Annotated in this window: 13 protein-coding genes; 5 read left to right on the forward strand and 8 right to left on the reverse strand. The window is 72.5% G+C overall.

Features of this window, described 5'->3' with window-relative positions:
• Positions 1–6: 6 nt before the first annotated feature.
• Positions 7–756 (forward strand): GNAT family N-acetyltransferase, encoded by a 750-nt coding sequence (locus tag Cba03nite_RS14790; protein ID WP_203746152.1) that lies wholly within the window; start codon positions 7–9, stop codon positions 754–756.
• Between the two features lie 63 nt (positions 757–819).
• Here the strand turns inward: Cba03nite_RS14790 and Cba03nite_RS14795 are convergent, their stop codons facing one another.
• Positions 820–1,788 (reverse strand): ArsR/SmtB family transcription factor, encoded by a 969-nt coding sequence (locus Cba03nite_RS14795; RefSeq protein WP_203746154.1) that lies wholly within the window; start codon positions 1,786–1,788, stop codon positions 820–822.
• A gap of 64 nt (positions 1,789–1,852) precedes the next feature.
• On the opposite strand from Cba03nite_RS14795, the gene Cba03nite_RS14800 reads away from it, so the two are divergent.
• The 3 genes from Cba03nite_RS14800 to Cba03nite_RS14810 all read left to right on the forward strand — a co-directional run bounded on the left by Cba03nite_RS14800 (position 1,853) and on the right by Cba03nite_RS14810 (position 6,638).
• The gene (locus Cba03nite_RS14800) at positions 1,853–3,100 is read left to right on the forward strand and encodes an MFS transporter (protein WP_203746156.1); all 1,248 of its coding nucleotides are present in this window, start codon (positions 1,853–1,855) and stop codon (positions 3,098–3,100) included.
• A gap of 290 nt (positions 3,101–3,390) precedes the next feature.
• Complete coding sequence (locus Cba03nite_RS14805) at positions 3,391–4,947, forward strand: AMP-binding protein (RefSeq protein WP_203746158.1); 1,557 nt, start codon at positions 3,391–3,393, stop codon at positions 4,945–4,947.
• Positions 4,917–6,638, forward strand: coding sequence for an MFS transporter (locus Cba03nite_RS14810; protein WP_239125740.1), 1,722 nt, complete (start codon positions 4,917–4,919; stop codon positions 6,636–6,638). The genes Cba03nite_RS14805 and Cba03nite_RS14810 overlap by 31 nt, the downstream gene beginning before the upstream one ends.
• Before the next feature lie 191 nt (positions 6,639–6,829).
• Here Cba03nite_RS14810 and Cba03nite_RS14815 read toward each other — a convergent pair whose 3' ends face one another.
• Positions 6,830–8,086 carry a GDSL-type esterase/lipase family protein gene (locus Cba03nite_RS14815; RefSeq protein WP_203746160.1) on the reverse strand — a complete coding sequence of 419 codons (1,257 nt, stop codon included), beginning with the start codon at positions 8,084–8,086 and terminating at the stop codon, positions 6,830–6,832.
• Positions 8,087–8,319: 233 nt separating this feature from the next.
• Between Cba03nite_RS14815 and Cba03nite_RS14820 the strand changes: the two genes are divergently transcribed.
• A complete protein-coding gene (locus Cba03nite_RS14820) occupies positions 8,320–9,441 on the forward strand; it encodes an AI-2E family transporter (protein ID WP_203746162.1) in 1,122 nt (373 codons plus the stop codon).
• A gap of 540 nt (positions 9,442–9,981) precedes the next feature.
• On the opposite strand, the gene Cba03nite_RS14825 is transcribed toward Cba03nite_RS14820, so the two are convergent.
• The 6 genes from Cba03nite_RS14825 to Cba03nite_RS14850 form a co-directional block, all read right to left on the reverse strand.
• Positions 9,982–11,529, reverse strand: a complete 1,548-nt coding sequence (locus Cba03nite_RS14825) for a WD40 repeat domain-containing protein (RefSeq protein WP_203746163.1) — start codon at positions 11,527–11,529, stop codon at positions 9,982–9,984.
• On the reverse strand, positions 11,526–12,095 hold the full coding sequence (locus Cba03nite_RS14830; RefSeq protein ID WP_203746216.1) for a SigE family RNA polymerase sigma factor: 570 nt from the start codon (positions 12,093–12,095) through the stop codon (positions 11,526–11,528). Before Cba03nite_RS14830 ends, Cba03nite_RS14825 begins: the two co-directional genes overlap by 4 nt.
• Positions 12,096–12,241: 146 nt before the next feature.
• A complete protein-coding gene (locus tag Cba03nite_RS14835; RefSeq protein ID WP_203746164.1) occupies positions 12,242–13,504 on the reverse strand; it encodes a DUF6357 family protein in 1,263 nt (420 codons plus the stop codon).
• 92 nt (positions 13,505–13,596) lie between these two features.
• On the reverse strand, positions 13,597–14,250 hold the full coding sequence (locus tag Cba03nite_RS14840; RefSeq protein WP_203746165.1) for a DUF6357 family protein: 654 nt from the start codon (positions 14,248–14,250) through the stop codon (positions 13,597–13,599).
• 133 nt (positions 14,251–14,383) lie between these two features.
• Positions 14,384–15,238, reverse strand: coding sequence for a class I SAM-dependent methyltransferase (locus Cba03nite_RS14845; RefSeq protein ID WP_203746166.1), 855 nt, complete (start codon positions 15,236–15,238; stop codon positions 14,384–14,386).
• Positions 15,239–15,440: 202 nt separating this feature from the next.
• Positions 15,441–16,205, reverse strand: coding sequence for a CHAP domain-containing protein (locus Cba03nite_RS14850; RefSeq protein ID WP_203746167.1), 765 nt, complete (start codon positions 16,203–16,205; stop codon positions 15,441–15,443).
• Positions 16,206–16,229: the final 24 nt, after the last annotated feature.

Below are 16,229 nucleotides of genomic sequence, written 5' to 3' on the forward strand. Positions count from 1 at the left end.
AACTCGGTGGCGAGCGTGCTCGGCAACCATCAGGATGCGATCATGGCCGATGACTTCTTGATCACGCGGGCGCAGCGGGTCTGGCTTGAGCTGGCCGGCGTCCCTGTCACCTTCCCCGCCGAGGGCATGCAGGTGGTGGTCTCGGAGAGGTCGCTGCTGTGTCCGCCCGGCTGGGTCGGGATCGTCACGCTGGGCAACGCCGCGATCATCACCGTTCCCGCGGAGCGCACCGGTGCGCTGGTACGGGAGCGGCTGGGCGGAGCACCGGTCGCCACGTTGACCCACCCTGACCGGGTGTACGACGCCCTGCCTGTCGCCGAGCTGCTGGGTCCGGCGACCCTGGCCTACTGTGACCAGCGCAGCTTCCGCCCAACCGAACCCGGCGTGGTCGACGTCATCCCCGCGAGCCATGCTGATCTCGCGGCATTCCTCGCCTCGGTTCCTCCGGACGACGCCGACGAGTGCGGGCTCGCAGAGATCACCTCGCCCGCCTTCGTGGTGCGCGGCGGGAGACAGGTCCTGGCGGCGGCCGGCTACCGGCGCTGGCCGGGTCAGGCGGCGCATGTCTGCGTACTGACCGCGCCGCGTCAGCGTGGGCGCGGGCTTGCCCGCCTCGTCGCGGGCACGGCGGTGGCTGACGCCCTGACCGGCGGCCTTCTGCCGCAATGGCGGGCCCGTCCCGAACCGTCGCGTCGGGTGGCACGGGCGCTCGGCTTCCATGAACTCGGCACCCAGCTGAGCATCCGGCTCTCTTGAGGACCCGGGACCGCGGCCCCCCGGGAGGAACGGCCCCGCCCCGGTAATCCGGCGCGGTAGGCATCAGCCCAGAAGGTGGTCGCCGCGATCGGTCCGCAGGTGCAGCACCGTACGGCCGGATCGGCTCGTGCTGACCAGCCCGCATGCACGCAGCACACCCAGATGCTGTGAAACCGCGCCAGCCGTCACGTCCAGCCGGCCGGCCAGGTCTGCGGTCGTCGCGGGCTGAGCCAGACTGACCAAGATCTGCGCCCGGGTGCGGCCCAGCAACGTGGCCAGGGCGTCGGAGACCGGTGCCGGCCGCTCCCACAGGGTCACCACTCCCCGCGCAGGGTAGCGGAGCGTGCCGGCCGCGACCGGTCGTGTCGCGGCGGTGACCCGGGGCCAGCAGAAGACGCTGGGGCACAGGACCAGCCCGTTGCCGTGCAAGCTGACGGGTTCGGCGTCCAGCGGCGGCCGGGTACGGTGCACCACCAGTTCGCCGCCGTCGAAGAGCACTTCGTCATGCAGATCGGTGAACAGCCGCTCCAGTCCCCCGGCCGCGAGCAACCCGGCCCGGTGGGTGATATCGGCTTCCAGCAGCCGCACCATCCGGGTCCAGTGCGGGGCGATGAGCTCGCGGTGGCAGCAGGCGATCGCCTCGGCGAGCTCGCGCAGGCCGGCGGACGGGTGGTCGGCCAGACGGCGGGTCCTGGAGGTGTGCACCGTCAGCGTGGTCAGCTCCTCACGTACTCGAGCGGGGGCGACAGCTCTGATACGGCGCAGCTCGCCCGCCAGCGTGGGCAGGCGGGTGTCCGGCGGCGGGATGAGGAAGCCCGGCTTGGCCCTGTCGTCGCCGGTCAGGTCGAGCAGGAGCCGCAGACCCGGGGTGTCGGGCAGGCGTGGTCGTGCCCAGCTGACCCACGGCAGGTGTACGGCGTGGACGCCTGGCCGCTGTATCGCCGCGAGCGCCATGACCGTCTCGTACGCGGGAGAGACGGCGAAGCGCACACGGGCCAGCTCCAGCCCGGCCAGGGAGATCCGCACCGCCACGACGACAATTTAGCCTGGGCTAAATGATGGCCGCGGCCGGGCCGGTGGGCGCAGCATCCCGGACATGACCATGACCGACACCGTGCCGAACGCCTCGCGCCGCCCGCGCCGGGACTGGCATCTGCTGTGGACGGCGAGCGCCGTATCGACGATCGGCGACGGAGCGTTCCTCGCCGTGTTGCCGCTGCTGGCCGCTTCGATGACCGCGGATCCCAGGCTGATCGCCGGGGTGACCGCCTGGGGAACGCTGCCCTGGCTGCTGGCCGCGCTGCCGGCCGGTGCGCTCGCCGACCGGTGGGACGCCCGCCGGACGATGGCCCGATTCCAGGTGGCTCAGGCGCTGCTGCTCGGCGCGCTGGCTGCCGCGACCCTGACCGCCGTGTGCGGGGTCGCCGTCTTGTACGCCGCGGCGTTCGCCGTGGGGCTGGCCGAGACGATGGTGAAGGTGTCGGCGCAGAAACTGGTGCCGGCGGTCGTCGGCGCCCGGGATCTGGAGAGGGCCAACGGCAGGCAGAACGCGACGGTGTTCGCCAACCGCATGTTCCTGGGGCCGCCGCTGGGGGCGTTGCTGTTCTCGCTGGCGGCCTCGCTGCCGCTGTGGTGGTGCGCCTCGACGTTCGCCGTGTCCGCTGCGCTGGCGTGGCGTATCCGGACGCCCACCACACCCGGTCACCGGCGCACCCTGCGCGTGGAGATCGGTGAGGGCGTGCGGTGGCTGGGTTCGAACCGGTTGTTGCGCACGTTGTCGCTGCTGTCGGGAGTGGCGAACCTGGCGAACTTCATGGCCATGGCGACCTTCGTGCTGTTCGCGCGGGAACGACTGGGCGTGAGCGACGCCGCGTACGGCGTCGTGGTCGCGCTGACCGGGGTCGGCGGGGTGCTGGGCAGCCTGCTCAGCGACCGGATCGTCGGCACGCTCGGCGGCCGGCGGACGGTCACCGTCACGATCTTCGCAACGCCGGTGGCGATGATCGCTCTCGGGCTGTTCGCCCAGGACGTCCTGACGCTGACCCTGCTCGCGAGCGTCACGTCGTTCTGCGCGTCGCTGTGGAACGTGGCGTCGTCGTCGGTGCGGCAGCGGACGGTGCCGGCCGCGCTCATGGGCCGGGTGAGCAGCGTCGGCCTGCTCCTGGCGTGGGGCACCCAGCCCGTCGGCGCGCTGCTCGGCGGGTTCGTCGCCGGATGGTGGGGGCTGGCCGCGCCGTGGCTGATCGCCGGTGGGGTGCGGCTGCTCGCGGCGTTGCTCGCGCTCCGCCCGCTGGCTTCGTGGCCGGGAAGCCGCCAGCAGGCCGGCGGCGCGCAGCGTGCGTAGTGCCGTGATGCCTGCCGGCGGGACTGCGAACTCCGCGTGTTCTTGGAGCAGGTCGGCTCCCCTCCGGCGAATAGGCTTGACCCTTCATCTGCTGGAAGGTCGAGACTTCTCTCGTGAACCACCGCCTCACCATCAGGCAGCTCTCGCAGCGCACCGGTGTACCTGTCCGCTTCCGGGACGGCGGCGGCCGATCATCCGGTCGGCGGCCCGGCATCGTATCGATGGATCTGGACGTAGCGAGCCGTGCGCCGCTACTGTGACGCTTCTGACCAGGCGGAGGGGGCTCGGCTGTGGACGACGGTGTCCGTAGTTACGTGTGGCGTGCGCTGGACTCGTTCGCCGCATACGGCGACGCCGAGGCGATCCGGGCCCCGGGCCGCACCCTGACCTATCACGAGCTGCGCACGGCCGTGCTGACCATGGCCACGGCCTTGCACGAGCAGGGTGTGCGGGCGGGCACCTCGGTGGCGGTGCTGGTCGGCAACCCCTGCGAGGCGATCTTCCTGCAGCTGGCGCTGCACCTGCTGGGCTGCCGTTCGGTGTGGATGATCCCGTCCGCCCCGCACCGGCACCGGGTCGAGTTCCTGCGCCTGGCCGAGGCCGACGTGTTCGTGTACGACGCCCGCACCCACGACGAGCTGGGCCGCGAGCTGCTGGCCGAGGTGCCGCACGTGTCCGTGCTGTGCCTGGGGCCGGGCGGCCTCGGCCCGGACCTGCTCGCGCGGGAGCCCGCCGACGCCGCGCCGATCGGCCGCGACGGGCCGGGCGCCGAGCCGCACTCGCTGTTCCAGACCGGCGGCACCACCGGCACCCCGAAGCTGGTGCTGCACCGGCATGCGTTCTTCCAGACCCTGGCCCTGTTCTCCGACCACTGGACCGCCACCGGCGGCCATCGGCTGCGCCACCTCGCGGTGTCGGCGTTCTGGCACGTCAGCGCTCAGGTGCCGGTGCTGATGACGCTGTTCACCGGCGGCACCCTGGTGATGCACGACAAATTCGAGGCGCAGGCGTTCCTCGACGCCGTCGAGCAGGACCGGATCACCAGCATCCTGCTGCCGCCGCCGCTGCTCTACCAGTTCCTCGACGATCCGCGCCTGGACGCCTGCGACACCAGCAGCCTCCAGATGATCTCGTGCGGCGGCAGCGCGGCCGCGCCCGTCCGGCTGGCCCAGGCCGTTGCCCGGTTCGGCCCGGTGCTGCGCCCGGTGTACGGCATGACCGAGGCGCCCTTCATCACCGCCCAGCCGAATCTCACGCTCGACCCGGCGCATCCCGAGCGGCTCGGCTCGTGCGGCCTGCCCTACGGCGACATGCGCGTCGAGATCCGCGATTCCGACGGCACGGTGCTGCCCGCGGGCGGCACCGGCGACGTGTGGATCAAGGGCAGCCTGATGATGGACGGCTACCACGGCCAGCCCGAACTCACCGCTGAGACGATCGTCGACGGCTGGCTGCGCACCGGCGACATCGGCCGGCTGGACGCCGACGGCTACCTGTTCCTGGTCGACCGCGCCAAAGACATGATCATCACCGGGTACGGCTCCACGAACATCTACAGCCGCCCCGTCGAGGACGCGCTCGCCGCGCACCCGCAGGTCCGCGCGGCGGCGGTGATCGGCGTCCCGGCCGACGACACCGGTGAGGCGGTGCACGCGTACGTCGTCGCCGAACCCGGCGCGGACATCACCGCCGAGGAGGTCCGCGACTTCGTCATCGGCGAGCTCAACGAGATGTGGGCGCCGCGCACGGTCGCGTTCGTCGACGCGCTGCCGCTCACCGCGATGGGCAAGGTCGACAAGAAGGCGCTGCGGGCGCGGTGGCTCGCCGCCGCCCCGGCCGCCGCGTGACCTCCGACGGGTCGGCGCCCCACTCCGGTACGCCCGACGGGGCGACGTCCGGCGGGGCGACGTCAGGCGGCGTCGCCTCCGGCAGCGTGACGCCCGGCGGTGAGGCCGCCGGCGGCCCGCCCGAGGGCCGCTCGCGGCGGCGCGGCGGGCTGGTCGCCGTCCTCACCGCCGAGACCGTCTCGCAGGTCGGCACGAAGATGACCTTCGTGGCGCTGCCCTGGCTGGTGCTCGCGGACACCGGCAGCCCCACCATGATGGGTCTGGTCGCCGCCGCCGAGATGGTGCCGTACGTCGCCGCCGGCGTGCTCGGCGCGCCGTGGATCGACCGGCTCGGCGCGTGGCGCACCACCGTCGACACCGACCTGCTCAGCGCGCTGGCCCTGGTCGGCATCGTGCTCGGCTACCGCGACCTCGGCTGCGGCGCGCTGCTGGTGCTGGTCGCCGTCGCGGGCGGCCTGCGCGGCCTGTCCGACCGCTCGCGCGCGGTGCTGCTGCGCCCGATGATCGAACTGGCAGGGGCGGACACCACCCGCGTCACCGCCGTGTACGACGGCATCGGCCGCCTCACCACGCTGATCGGCGCACCGGTCGGCGGCCTGCTCATCGCCTGGACCGACCCGCTGACGGTGATGGGCGTCGACGCGATCACCTTCGCCGTCTCCGGCCTGCTCGTCGCGGCGCTGGTACGCCTGCCCGGCTCGCTGCCCGCGTCCTCGCCCGCCCCGCCGGAGTCCTACCTGGAGTCGCTGCGCGGCGGGTTCGGGTACCTGCGGCACGACCGGCTGATCCTCGGGGTGCTGGTGATGCTGTTCGTCAGCAACCTGGCCACGCAGGCACACCAGGTCGTGTTCGTGCCGCTGTGGGTGAGCCGGCAGCTGGGCACCCCGGCCGGGCTCGGGGTCGTGTTCGGCTCGTTCGCGCTGGGCGCGGTCGTGGGCAACCTCGCCTTCACCGCGATGGCCAAGCGCCTGCCCCGCTACCTCACCCTCACCGCGGGCTACCTGGTGGGCGGCGCTCCCCGGCTGCTGGTGCTGGCGTTCACCGACGACCTGCCGACCGTGGTCGCCGTGCTGTTCCTGTCCGGCGTCGGCCTGGCCGCCGTGAACCCGATCATCGGCGCGGTGCTGTACCAGCGGGTGCCGGTCGCGTACCAGGCGCGGGTGTTCGGGCTGGCGGCGGCGTTCGCGTACGCCGGGCTGCCGGTCGGGAGCCTGCTCGGCGGCTGGCTGGCGCAGAGCGCGGGGCTCACGGCGGGCCTGCTCGTCTGCGGCCTGCTGCTGCTCGCGGCCACCCTCAGCCCCGTGTTCGGTTACCGCACCTGGCGCGAACTCGACCACACCACCACCGCGTTCGCCCTGCCCGAACCCGTGCCGCCGCTGACCGTCACCCTCGCCTACGCCGACGGCACGTGGCGGCTCGCCGCCGCCAGGGGCCGCACCGGCCTGGGCCCGCCCCGCGACCTCGACGCCGCCGACGCGCTGCGCACGGTGGCCGGGCTCGACCTGCCCGAGGCGTACGCCGCCGCCGAGCACATCGTCACCGGCGACCGTGACCAGGCCCGTGCCGAGGCCGAACGCCTCCGCGCCCAGCTCGCCGCCGCCGAGGCCCGCCTGTACGCCCTCGACTCAGCCGCCACCGCGCCCCCTGCCGGGCCGGCCGGGGCACAGACAGCGGCGGCGCACCCCGGGTGACCGGGATGCGCCGCCGCCGCTTGCGTCAGAGGCCGGGAACGGCCTACTCGAGCGCGAACTCCAGCGCGTACTCGAGAGCGAACTCCAATGCGGACATGGTGAACACCACCTTCCGAAGGATTGCCTGACGTGCTTGAACCCAGCTTCCTGCGCACGCAATGAAGTGTCAAGCACGTAGATATCTCGATTGATTACGAGTCGAGCAGCCACTCCAGCGCGACGGCGTCGGCGATCGCCTCGTTGCCCGCGTCGTTGGGATGGATGTGGTCGCCGCTGTCGAAGGCCGGCTTCAGCTTTCCCGTCCCGTCCGGGTCCCGCAGCACCGCGTCGAGGTCGAGCACCTCGTCGAACAGGTCGCTGTCGCGGATGTACGCGTTCACCGCCAGCCGGGTGTTCTCCTTGCCCGGCGTCCACGAACTGAACCCCTGGAAGGGCGCGACCGTGCACACCAGCACCCGCAGGCCGAGCTGGCGGGCCTGGGCGGCGAGCTGGCGCAGCCCGAAGATGATGCGCTCGGGGGAATCGTCGTAGATCTGGATGTCGTTGACGCCCAGCGCCACGACCACGGTGTGCACGCCGGTCTGCCCGGGGCCGTCGCGCAGGAACCGGGCCAGCCCGTTGACGCCCAGCTCCGGGAAGCCGATCTCGCTGCCGTCGTGGGTCAGCGCGTTGCCCGCCAGGCCCTGGTTGAGGATGCCGGGGTCGGCCTCGCCGGGCTCGTCGCGCAGCCGGGCCGCCAGGTAGTCGGTCCAGCGCCGGTGCAGGCCGAGCGTGGACCCGTTGCCGGCGACCAGCGAGTCGCCGATGACGGCCACCGCCCCGGCCGCGTGCCGGGTGCGCACGTCCACGCCGCTGAGGAAGAACCAGTAGTTGCGGCTGTCGGCCACGGTGTACTCGGCCTTGGCCGCCTGGTCGCCCGCGCCGATGTAGGCCGGCTCGCGGGCGTTGAACTGGAACGTCACCGGGCCGGTCGCCACGGGCAGGAACACGCTGACGGTCAGCTCCTGCAACGGGCCCACCGCCATCGGCAGCGGGTCGCTGAGCACCTGGCCGCCCTTGGGCACGGTCACCTGCTGGCGGCCGTCGAAGGTCAGCTCGCGCAGGGTGGTGGGCTGGATCTGCGGGGTGTCGTTGGCGACCGGCAGCGCGACCGTGGCCCGCCCGATCGTCAGCGCCTGCGTCCCGAACGTGTTCGACAGCCGTACCCGCAGCTCGTCGCCGCCGACGGACGTGCGCACGGTCATCCGTACCGTCTGATTGGTGAAGCCCTTGCCCGCGATGCCGCCGCCCGCGGGGGCCTGCGCCGCGGACCAGGTGCCGACCCAGCCCTCGCCCCCGGCGGCCTCGGCCCGGCCGCCCGCCCGCCCCCACGCGACGGCCAGGGCGAGCACGGTGGCGGCGAGCACGGCCGCGGCGATGACGATCCGCCGCTGCGAGGGATGGGCCACAGGCGTCGACCTTCCTGCCGGGACGGTGCGCCACGTCGCGCGGTGTCCGCGTAGGAGGTCATCAAAGTCAGTTCACGGTACGCACGTCAATACGTCGATCAGCCGAGCGGCGGGCGAGCCGGTGCTCGGCACGGGGTCGTCGTGGGACGCGGGCGTCGAGCCGCTCGGCGTTGCCTCAGCGAAGGTTTGCCTGCACGGAGCGTGGGCATCCGCAGGCCGTGAGAAGCGGACGGGTGACCGCCGGCGAGGTCTTCCGCTGGGCGGCGGCAGGTGCGTGCGGCCTTGCCCTGGTCGGGTTGGTTCTGGTGGCGCTGTGGACCGTGCGCGGCGTGCTTGCGCTGGTGCTGGTGTCCCTGTTCGTGGCGGTCAGCCTCGACCCCGCGGTGCGCTGGCTGGTCCGGCACCGCGTTCGCCGGCCGTACGCGGTCGCCATGATCCTCGTCATCGTGGTGGGCTCGCTGGCGGCGCTGGTGATCGGCGTCGGGCCGTCCCTGGTCAGCCAGGCGGGCAACCTGGTCCGGGATCTGCCCGGCTACATCGCCGGCCTCGACGAGCGCTCGCCCCTCTTCCGTGACCTCAGCACCCGCTACGGGCTGGACGACCGGCTCAACGAACTCGCGGCGTCCGTGCCGGCCTGGATCGCCACGAACCTGCTCAGCATGTTCCAGACGTTCCTGGAAGGCCTGGCCACCGCGGTCACGGTCCTGGTCCTGTCGCTGTACTTCCTCGCCGACATGCCGCGGCTGCGGCGCCGGGCCCAGCTCATCGCACCCGACCGGCACCGGGAGCGGGTGCGCCGCATCGTCGACACGGCCGTCGACAAGGTCGGCACCTACATGATCGGCAATGCCGTAATCTCGCTGATCGCCGGCGCCGTCGCCTACCTGGGCCTGATGATCTTCGACGTCCCGTTCGCGCTCCCGCTCGCACTGATCGTCGCGATCACCGATCTCATCCCGCTAGTCGGGGCCACCCTGGGTATGGCGGTCTGCGGCACCGTCGCCGCGATGGCCGCCGGGCTCTGGCCGGCCGCGATCGCGATCGTGCTGTGGCTGCTGGCCTACCAGCAGCTGGAGAACTACTGGATCGTGCCGCGGATGATGCGACGCAGCCTGGACATGCCGTCACTGGCCGTCCTGCTCGCCGGCCTCGTCGGCGCGGCGCTGCTGGGTCTCATCGGCGCGCTGATGGCCATCCCGATCGCCGCCACGATCAAGGCCGTGATCGCCGAGCTGCGCACTCCCCTGCCTCCGCCCGGCTATGCGATCGACCATCCGGTCGACGATCCCGAGTTGAGTCAGCTCGCCGCTGAAGCGGACCCTGCCGTGCCGGCGATGAGGGCCGCCGCCGATTGAGACCGGTCCGGTCCGGCTCCCGATGTCGGCGTGCCGGGTGGCGGACGGGTTGGGTGACCGGGCTTTCGCCCCTGGTGGGGCTACCCGAGCACCAACCCTCCGCCGGCACCGCGCGGCTGACGCGCCTCCGGCGGGCACGTGACGGCCGGGGCGCATGCCGGGCAGTTGCAGGCCAGCTCGATCATGCACCGGGCGCCGCTGTCCGGGGACCAGCTGAGCCACCACGCGTAATGACTGCTACCGCCCGTACGCTGGACGAACGCGATGTGGTCACCGTGGTGGCCCCGTGGCCGTTCGCACCGCACCCGGCGCGGCGGCCGTGACCGTTGACCGGCGAACGGAACGAGGTCCTGCACCGTCAGGTCCTGGCGGCTGGAGCAACGCGGGGACATGGACTTTCCTCCTTACCCGAACAGTGATCAAATGCCCGCTGCCGGTCGGCCGAAACGGTCACCTGCGCCACGTCCCATGCGCCGACCGGTCGCCCCTACCGTCCGAGAACGACGATCATCGATCATGTTGCGACGCCCGGCCGCGCCCTCAGCCGGGTCCGGTGCCCTCGGCGGGCGGGCCGGTGCCCTCGGCGGGCGGGCCGGGCGGGCGGGCCGCCGCCGACTGCCGCCGTACGACTCGCCGGATGATCAGGTCCATGCACAGCAGTGCCGCCAGCGGTGCCGTGAACGTCGCGAGCAGGTACCAGAAGAACAGGTTCGGCGGCCCGTAGGTCGCCGGTCCGGCCGGGCGCGGCGGCAGGCGCAGCATGTCGGTGGCGATCTCCACGTGGGTGACGCCCGCGGGCAGGTCGAACAGCCGGGCCGGGGCCGCCCTGCCCCGGGTGAACACCTCGACCGCCCCGCCGACCTGGGCGACGAGCTGGTCGGGCCCGCGCCAGCCCTGCACCGCCAGTTCGGCGCCGGCTGGCAGCGGAGCGAACTCGCCGCCCGCGACCACCTGCCCGGTGTCCGGATCGACCATCCGGATCGCGCGCGCCTGCCCGGCTTCGTGGTAGCAGGTGGGGCAGCCGTCGCGCCGGACGAGCGCCAGCAGGCTCCCGTCGGTGCTCCAGGCGACGCCGTCGCCGAGCCGCCAGCCTGCCAGTTGCCACTGCACGGGCTCGCCGCCGTCGACCGGGTACACCGCGAGGCGGTCGCCCTCCTCGACCGCGACGCGGGCGCCGTCGGGCGAGAGCGCGACACCACCGGCGGTCGCCCCGGCGGGCAGCGTGATGGTGCGCGCCAGGACGTGCGACCGCGTGTCCCACACCTCCCAGGCGCGCTGGCCGCCGTCGACGACGTCGGGGACGCCGACCACGATCCGGCTGCCGTCGGCCGACCACGCGACCGGCGGCCGCGGCGGCCCGACGGGCGGGGCCGCGCCGGTGGCGAGGTCCACGACGTCCTGATTCACCGTGAGGTAGCGGCCGTCCGGGGACAGCAGCTGGATGCGGCCGAAGCCCACCTCGTACGTCCAGGGCTGGTCCAGCGGGTCGCTGAAGACGTCGAGCACCCGGTAGCGGTCGCCGTCCGCGGCGACGAACACGGCCCGGCCCTCCTCGAACCCGCCGTGTGTGTCCGGGCCGCTGAGAACCATTGCGACCCGGCCGGGCGGGGACTGCCGTATCTCGGCGACCCAGGTCCAGGTCGACGGCGCGGCGAACCGGTCGGGCAGGCCGGGCCGCTGCCCGTGCGGCTCGCCCCACAGCGCGGCGCCGGGCGGCGCGGCGATCACCAGCAGCGTTCCGGCGACCGCGGTGAGTGCGAGCCGCCGGAGCAGCGTCGCGCGGGGCGCGGCGCGCCAGCGCCAGGCCAGCAGGCCGAGCAGTGCCGCCAGCAGCAGCCAGCCCAGCGGCCCGCCGAGGCCGGGTCCGGCCAGGTCGCGGAGCAGGTCCGGGCCTGCCACGGACTGGTGCGGCGCTGTTCCGCCGGCGCCGAGCGCGGAGCTGAGCCCCGCCATGGCCACCAGCGCGAGGCCCGCGGTGGTCACCCGCCGGGTGCGGGCGCGGCGGCGCGACCGCTGGAACAGATCCGCGGGTACGGGCGGCTGCGGCTGCTCGTCGGCGATGGCACGCAGGTGCTGTCCGAGGCTCATCGCGTCACCACCGGGGTCTCGTCGTGCCGGATGCGGCCGGCCGCGGCGGCCGGATCGGGGATGAGGTCGCCGAGTTCCGGGGCGAGTTCGCGCAGGCGGCGCAGGGCGTGCCTGGTCTGGCTCTTCACGGTGCCGACGGCGACGCCGAGCATGCGGGCCGTCTCCGTCTCGGAGCAGTCCTCGTAGAAGCGCAGCACCAGCACGGCGCGCTGGCGCGGGGTGAGCCGGCGCAGCGCCTGGGCCAGCATCAGCCGCAGCTCGGGGTCGCCGGGCGGCCCGGCCGGTTCGGGCGCGGCGTCGAGCAGCACCTCGCGCACCCGCCGCTGCCGGCTGCGCCACCAGGACACCGACTGGGTGTAGAGCACCCGCCGGACGTACGCCTCGGGCTGGTCCAGCCGCCGCCAGCGCACCGCGGCGCGCTCGAGCGCGGTCTGCAGCAGGTCCTCGGCGAGATGCCGGTCGCCGGTGAGCAGGTACGCCGTGCGCCACAGCGCGCCGGTGCGGGCCCGTACGAAGTCGTCGAACCGCGCCTGCTGCTCGGGTGGCGCACCCGGGCCGGCCGGCACCCAGGCTTCATCATGTGTCACGTCGCCCCTCCATGCCCCTCACGACGCCACGGGCACGGCCCGCGGAGGGAACCCGCCGGGAGAATGGTCGCCGGGCGCGGCGGCACGGACCGGTCGGCGGGGTGCCGCCCGGGTTCCCGCTGGGACTAGCGAGCGTCACGCCGACGACGCGCGAGTTCGAACTCGACGACGTCCGACATCCAGGGACCGTGCTGTTCGAGTGCGGCGCAGCCGCCGCGGACGAAGGCGCTCACCAGTTTCCGGTACCCGCTGATCCCGTCGACCAGGGTGTACTCGACCCGGTACTGCGGATCCGACCCGGCTTCGCCCGCTCGCTCCGTCGTGATCCGGGCGATGGAGTCCGCGTAGAAGTGGAGCTGGATCCCTTCGCCCAGCTGCTCGTCCTCGATGGTGAACACTTCGTTGTCCGCGGCGGAGCGATCGGCGACGAACTCCCAGAACTCGGCGGAGGCAGAGCGAGGACCGTCCCGTAGCCACTTCCTCTCGCCGCCCTTGTCATCGGTGAACGACAGGGCCGTCTTTCGCGCACTCTCACCGGGGCCGGCGTGGTCGCCGACAGCCTCGTCGTCGTCTTCCACCGGTGCGGTCCTGGCGCGGTCCGCAGCCTCCGAGCACATCAGGAAGCTCACCGTACGCACCGCGTCATCGACGAGTCGCGGGTATGCACGGCGCACGGCCGCGTCGACCGTCGACTCCATCCGGTCCCAGTCGCGCTTGTCCGTGGCCCGGTTTCCCCGTCGCGGATCCAGGCCGATCCGCATCCCGGCGCACGCCTGCTCCGCGGTGGCGATCACACGCATGACCTCGGGCAGCAGCGCGGGGTCGACGGCGTCGGGCGTTCGCCTCGGCACCGTCGCGCCATGCAGATACTGGCCCGTGTACCTCAGGATCGCGGCGTCGAGCGGCCCGAGGACGACTCCGCGCTCGGCGCGACGGCGGTTCGCGTGATACTCCTGAGCACGTTTCTCGTTCGATCCCTCGGTCGCCGTGCGCATCGCCCCGCAGACCTGACCGCGCTCCAGCAGATCGATGTCGGCACCATGGGCGACGAGTCGGCTTCTGTCCCACCGGATGCGCCGGAAGAGCGCATCCACGTCCGCGGGCGAGGAGAGCAGGACCGAGTCCAGGAGCGCGACAGCAGCGTCCTCGTCGAGCAGGCCCCCCGTTCCGGCGGCGTCGCACAGCGGAAGGACCGCACTCCACAGCAGCAGGTGCCTAGCCAGGTCCTCCTGGATCACCGCAAGGTGGGCTTCGCCCACCGGGAACGTGAACGTGCGGGGATCATGATTGGCGTCGGCCCCGGCGGCGAGCATCAGCTTCAGCTCGCCGTCCTCGCGGATCACGTTCGGGATCCAGCCGCTGCCGCGCGTGAAGACGATGTCTGTCATTGGTCAGGCCTTCGGAACGGCACCGGCTGGACGTGGTCGCCTCGGAACGGCGGCGGGCGTCACGGAGATGTCGCAGCCGCCGCGCCATCTGTTCACGACCATCGTGCGAATTCGGCGTCGAGGCGTGGGTCGGTGCGCACCCAGACTTCGCCGTCGGCGGCCCCGGCCGGGGCGTCGACTCGTTCGAGACCGAGGAATTCGAGCAGCTTGAGCAGTGCGGCTCGTTCGGCACGGTCATCGCCGGCACCGTGCGAGTCGAAGAAGACGTAGTACTGGTCGCTCGGGTCGACGATGCCCGAATCCGCCCAGATGCGAGCGACTTCCTCGATCGCCGCCGCCTCCGTCGTGATCGTGGCGGCGCGGGCGGCACCGCGGGTCTCCGGCGACGCGTCGAGGTCGGCGAGGTCGGCGAACCACTGGCCGAAGCGGTCGAGGCCCTTGAATCCGTTCTCGAAGAAGAGCATCGCGCTCGGAAGGTAGCGATTGGCCCTGTCGACCCGGAGGTACTCCGACCGAGGCTGGTCCGCATCCTTGATCCGGGAAATCACACCGGCACCGGGCATGAGCACCAGACTCTGCCCCGCCGGTTCATCCTTGATGGTGTAAATGTCAGCCTCTCGGCCCCGGTAGAACGCGGAGAACGCCACATAGGCCTCCTGCGGGTCGCCCACGGAGACCTGCTGGTCGTTGCCATCACCGGCAGCGAAGACGAACTGCTTCGGTCCGGGGTGGTAGGGGCGGGCCATGTGCGTCCTTCGTTCACGTGTGACGGGTCCGCCAGTGTAGTGGATCAAAGGGGACATGCCTGCGGTCCTGATCACACGCGCCGTGCGCGCTGGCTTTGCGCGAGCGCCACCGCCCACGAGCCCAGACCCGGACTCAGCCGTCACTGCCCGGCCCTGTGTCGTCTGCGCATGAAACTGACTCGCGACGGCCCGCCGGTCGAGCATCGCGTCCGTGATCGGGTGACGGCCCCGGGCGGCGCGCCCAGACGACGGGCATCAACGCGAGGACGTCGAGATGCCCGGGCCGCCCGAACCAGGCCCTGCCCGCCTCGACCTGCTCGACGGTCAGCCGCCCGGTCGTCACCATCTTTTCGAAGGCCTGCTCGAACGTCGCCCGCATCACCCTCTCCCCCGGCCCGCCGTCACCGACCAGCAGTGGATGCACCGCCATCCGGATGTCGGTCAGGCCGTGGGCCGCGAGCAGCGGCGGCAGCCGTCGGCCGAACGTCGGCTCGGTTCCCATCTGCTCGCGGAACACTTCCAGCAGGGCACCGGTCACCGCCCGCAGTTCCGGATGCGGGGTCAGCGCCGACACCGTCAGGTCCACCCCGATCACCGCCAGGTGACCGCCGGGGCGCAGCCACTGCACCAGCCGCCCGACGGCGGCCTCGGGGTCAGGCAGCGTCTCTAGCAGGAAGCGCGCGTGGACGAGGTCGAACGGGCCGCCGGGCACCGGGTCGGTGGTCACGTCGTGGACCAGCACGGTCAGCCGTTCGCCGGGGGTCAGGAAGCGGGTGTCCAGGTCGGTTGCCACTACGCTGGCCGTCTCGGCCAGCCATCGGGACACTGAGCCGGCGCCGGCGCCGACGTCCGCGCAGAGCCACCCGGGTGCCAGGCCCAGGCCTGTGATGAGTTCCTTGGATATCGGGTCGCACAGTGCTTCCAGTGCGCGCAGGCGGGCCAGTTCGGTCGGGCTGTCCTTACCCAAGACTCCATCGGCGTACGTCACTGTTCAACGATAGGTCCGGGCTGGTCACGCAGGTGAGATCATTCATGCCGCCGCGTTGCCGGGAGGCGACCCGGCAGCAGCCCACGCCCGTCGAGCGCCGGACGAGTTGCCCGACGCCCGCGCCAGGCCGGCTCATCCGGTGCTGTACGCGTGAAACGGTGTGCCCCGGAGCCGACGGTCCGGAGCACACCGGCCTGTCGCGCTACGGCGTCGGTGCCAACACGAACCGCATGTACCCCGGCTTCCAGGCACGGTCGTAGGTGCTCCACACCCCGAACCCGCTGGAGTTCATGTCGGTGATGTTGAGATACACCGTGCCACCCGAGAGGTAGTAGTGGTTCACCCAGCCGACATGGCCCAGGCTGCTGGTGGTCGCACCCGGCTCCATGACCACGACGGACCGGGCCCGCGGGGTGTCCACGACGGTCCACCCCTTCGCCGCCGCGTTGGTGTCCCAGTCCAGGGCGTTACCGCCCCAGCCCGGGTAGGAGCCGGTCCGCGACCGCCAGATGTCGGCCGCGCCCCAGGTGCAGTAGCCGGCGACGAACCAGTTGCGGTCGGTGGTCGCGCCGCGGGCGGGCCAGTTGCAGCGGGTACCGGTGCCCGCGGCCTCGTAGCAGCGGGCGTTCAGCGTGGCGTTGCCGCCGACGTTGACGCCACCGGTCCAGTTGTCGCCCCACCAGCTGCCGCCGGTCCCACCGCAACCGATGTGCAGCGAGACCGTGCCGGACGACACCGCGCGGCTGTAGCTGGCCACGTTGACCCGCCCCGGAATCGCGCTCCAGCTCGCGAAACCGCTGCCGCCCGAGTTCGCCTGAACCCAGACCCCGACCACGGCACGCCCGTACTCGCAGGAGACCGTGCCACTGACGGTGACCGTTGCCGCGTGCGCCGGCTGGGCCAGGCCCGGACCGGCCACCAGCGCGACGGCCGCCGCGACGGTGCCCAGGATGCGTGTGACTCTCACTCGATCTCCCTCCAGAAAGAATGG

The sequence above is a fragment of the Catellatospora bangladeshensis genome (genome assembly GCF_016862575.1).
GTDB lineage: Bacteria > Actinomycetota > Actinomycetes > Mycobacteriales > Micromonosporaceae > Catellatospora > Catellatospora bangladeshensis.

What these genes read in the sequence shown, in the direction of transcription:
- Cba03nite_RS14800 (WP_203746156.1), top strand. Translation starts at nt 1,853, where the DNA reads ATGACCATGACCGACACCGTGCCGAACGCCTCGCGCCGCCCGCGCCGG.
- Cba03nite_RS14825 (WP_203746163.1), bottom strand. Translation starts at nt 11,529, where the DNA reads ATGAGCCTCGGACAGCACCTGCGTGCCATCGCCGACGAGCAGCCGCAG.
- Cba03nite_RS14835 (WP_203746164.1), bottom strand. Translation starts at nt 13,504, where the DNA reads ATGACAGACATCGTCTTCACGCGCGGCAGCGGCTGGATCCCGAACGTG.
- Cba03nite_RS14840 (WP_203746165.1), bottom strand. Translation starts at nt 14,250, where the DNA reads ATGGCCCGCCCCTACCACCCCGGACCGAAGCAGTTCGTCTTCGCTGCC.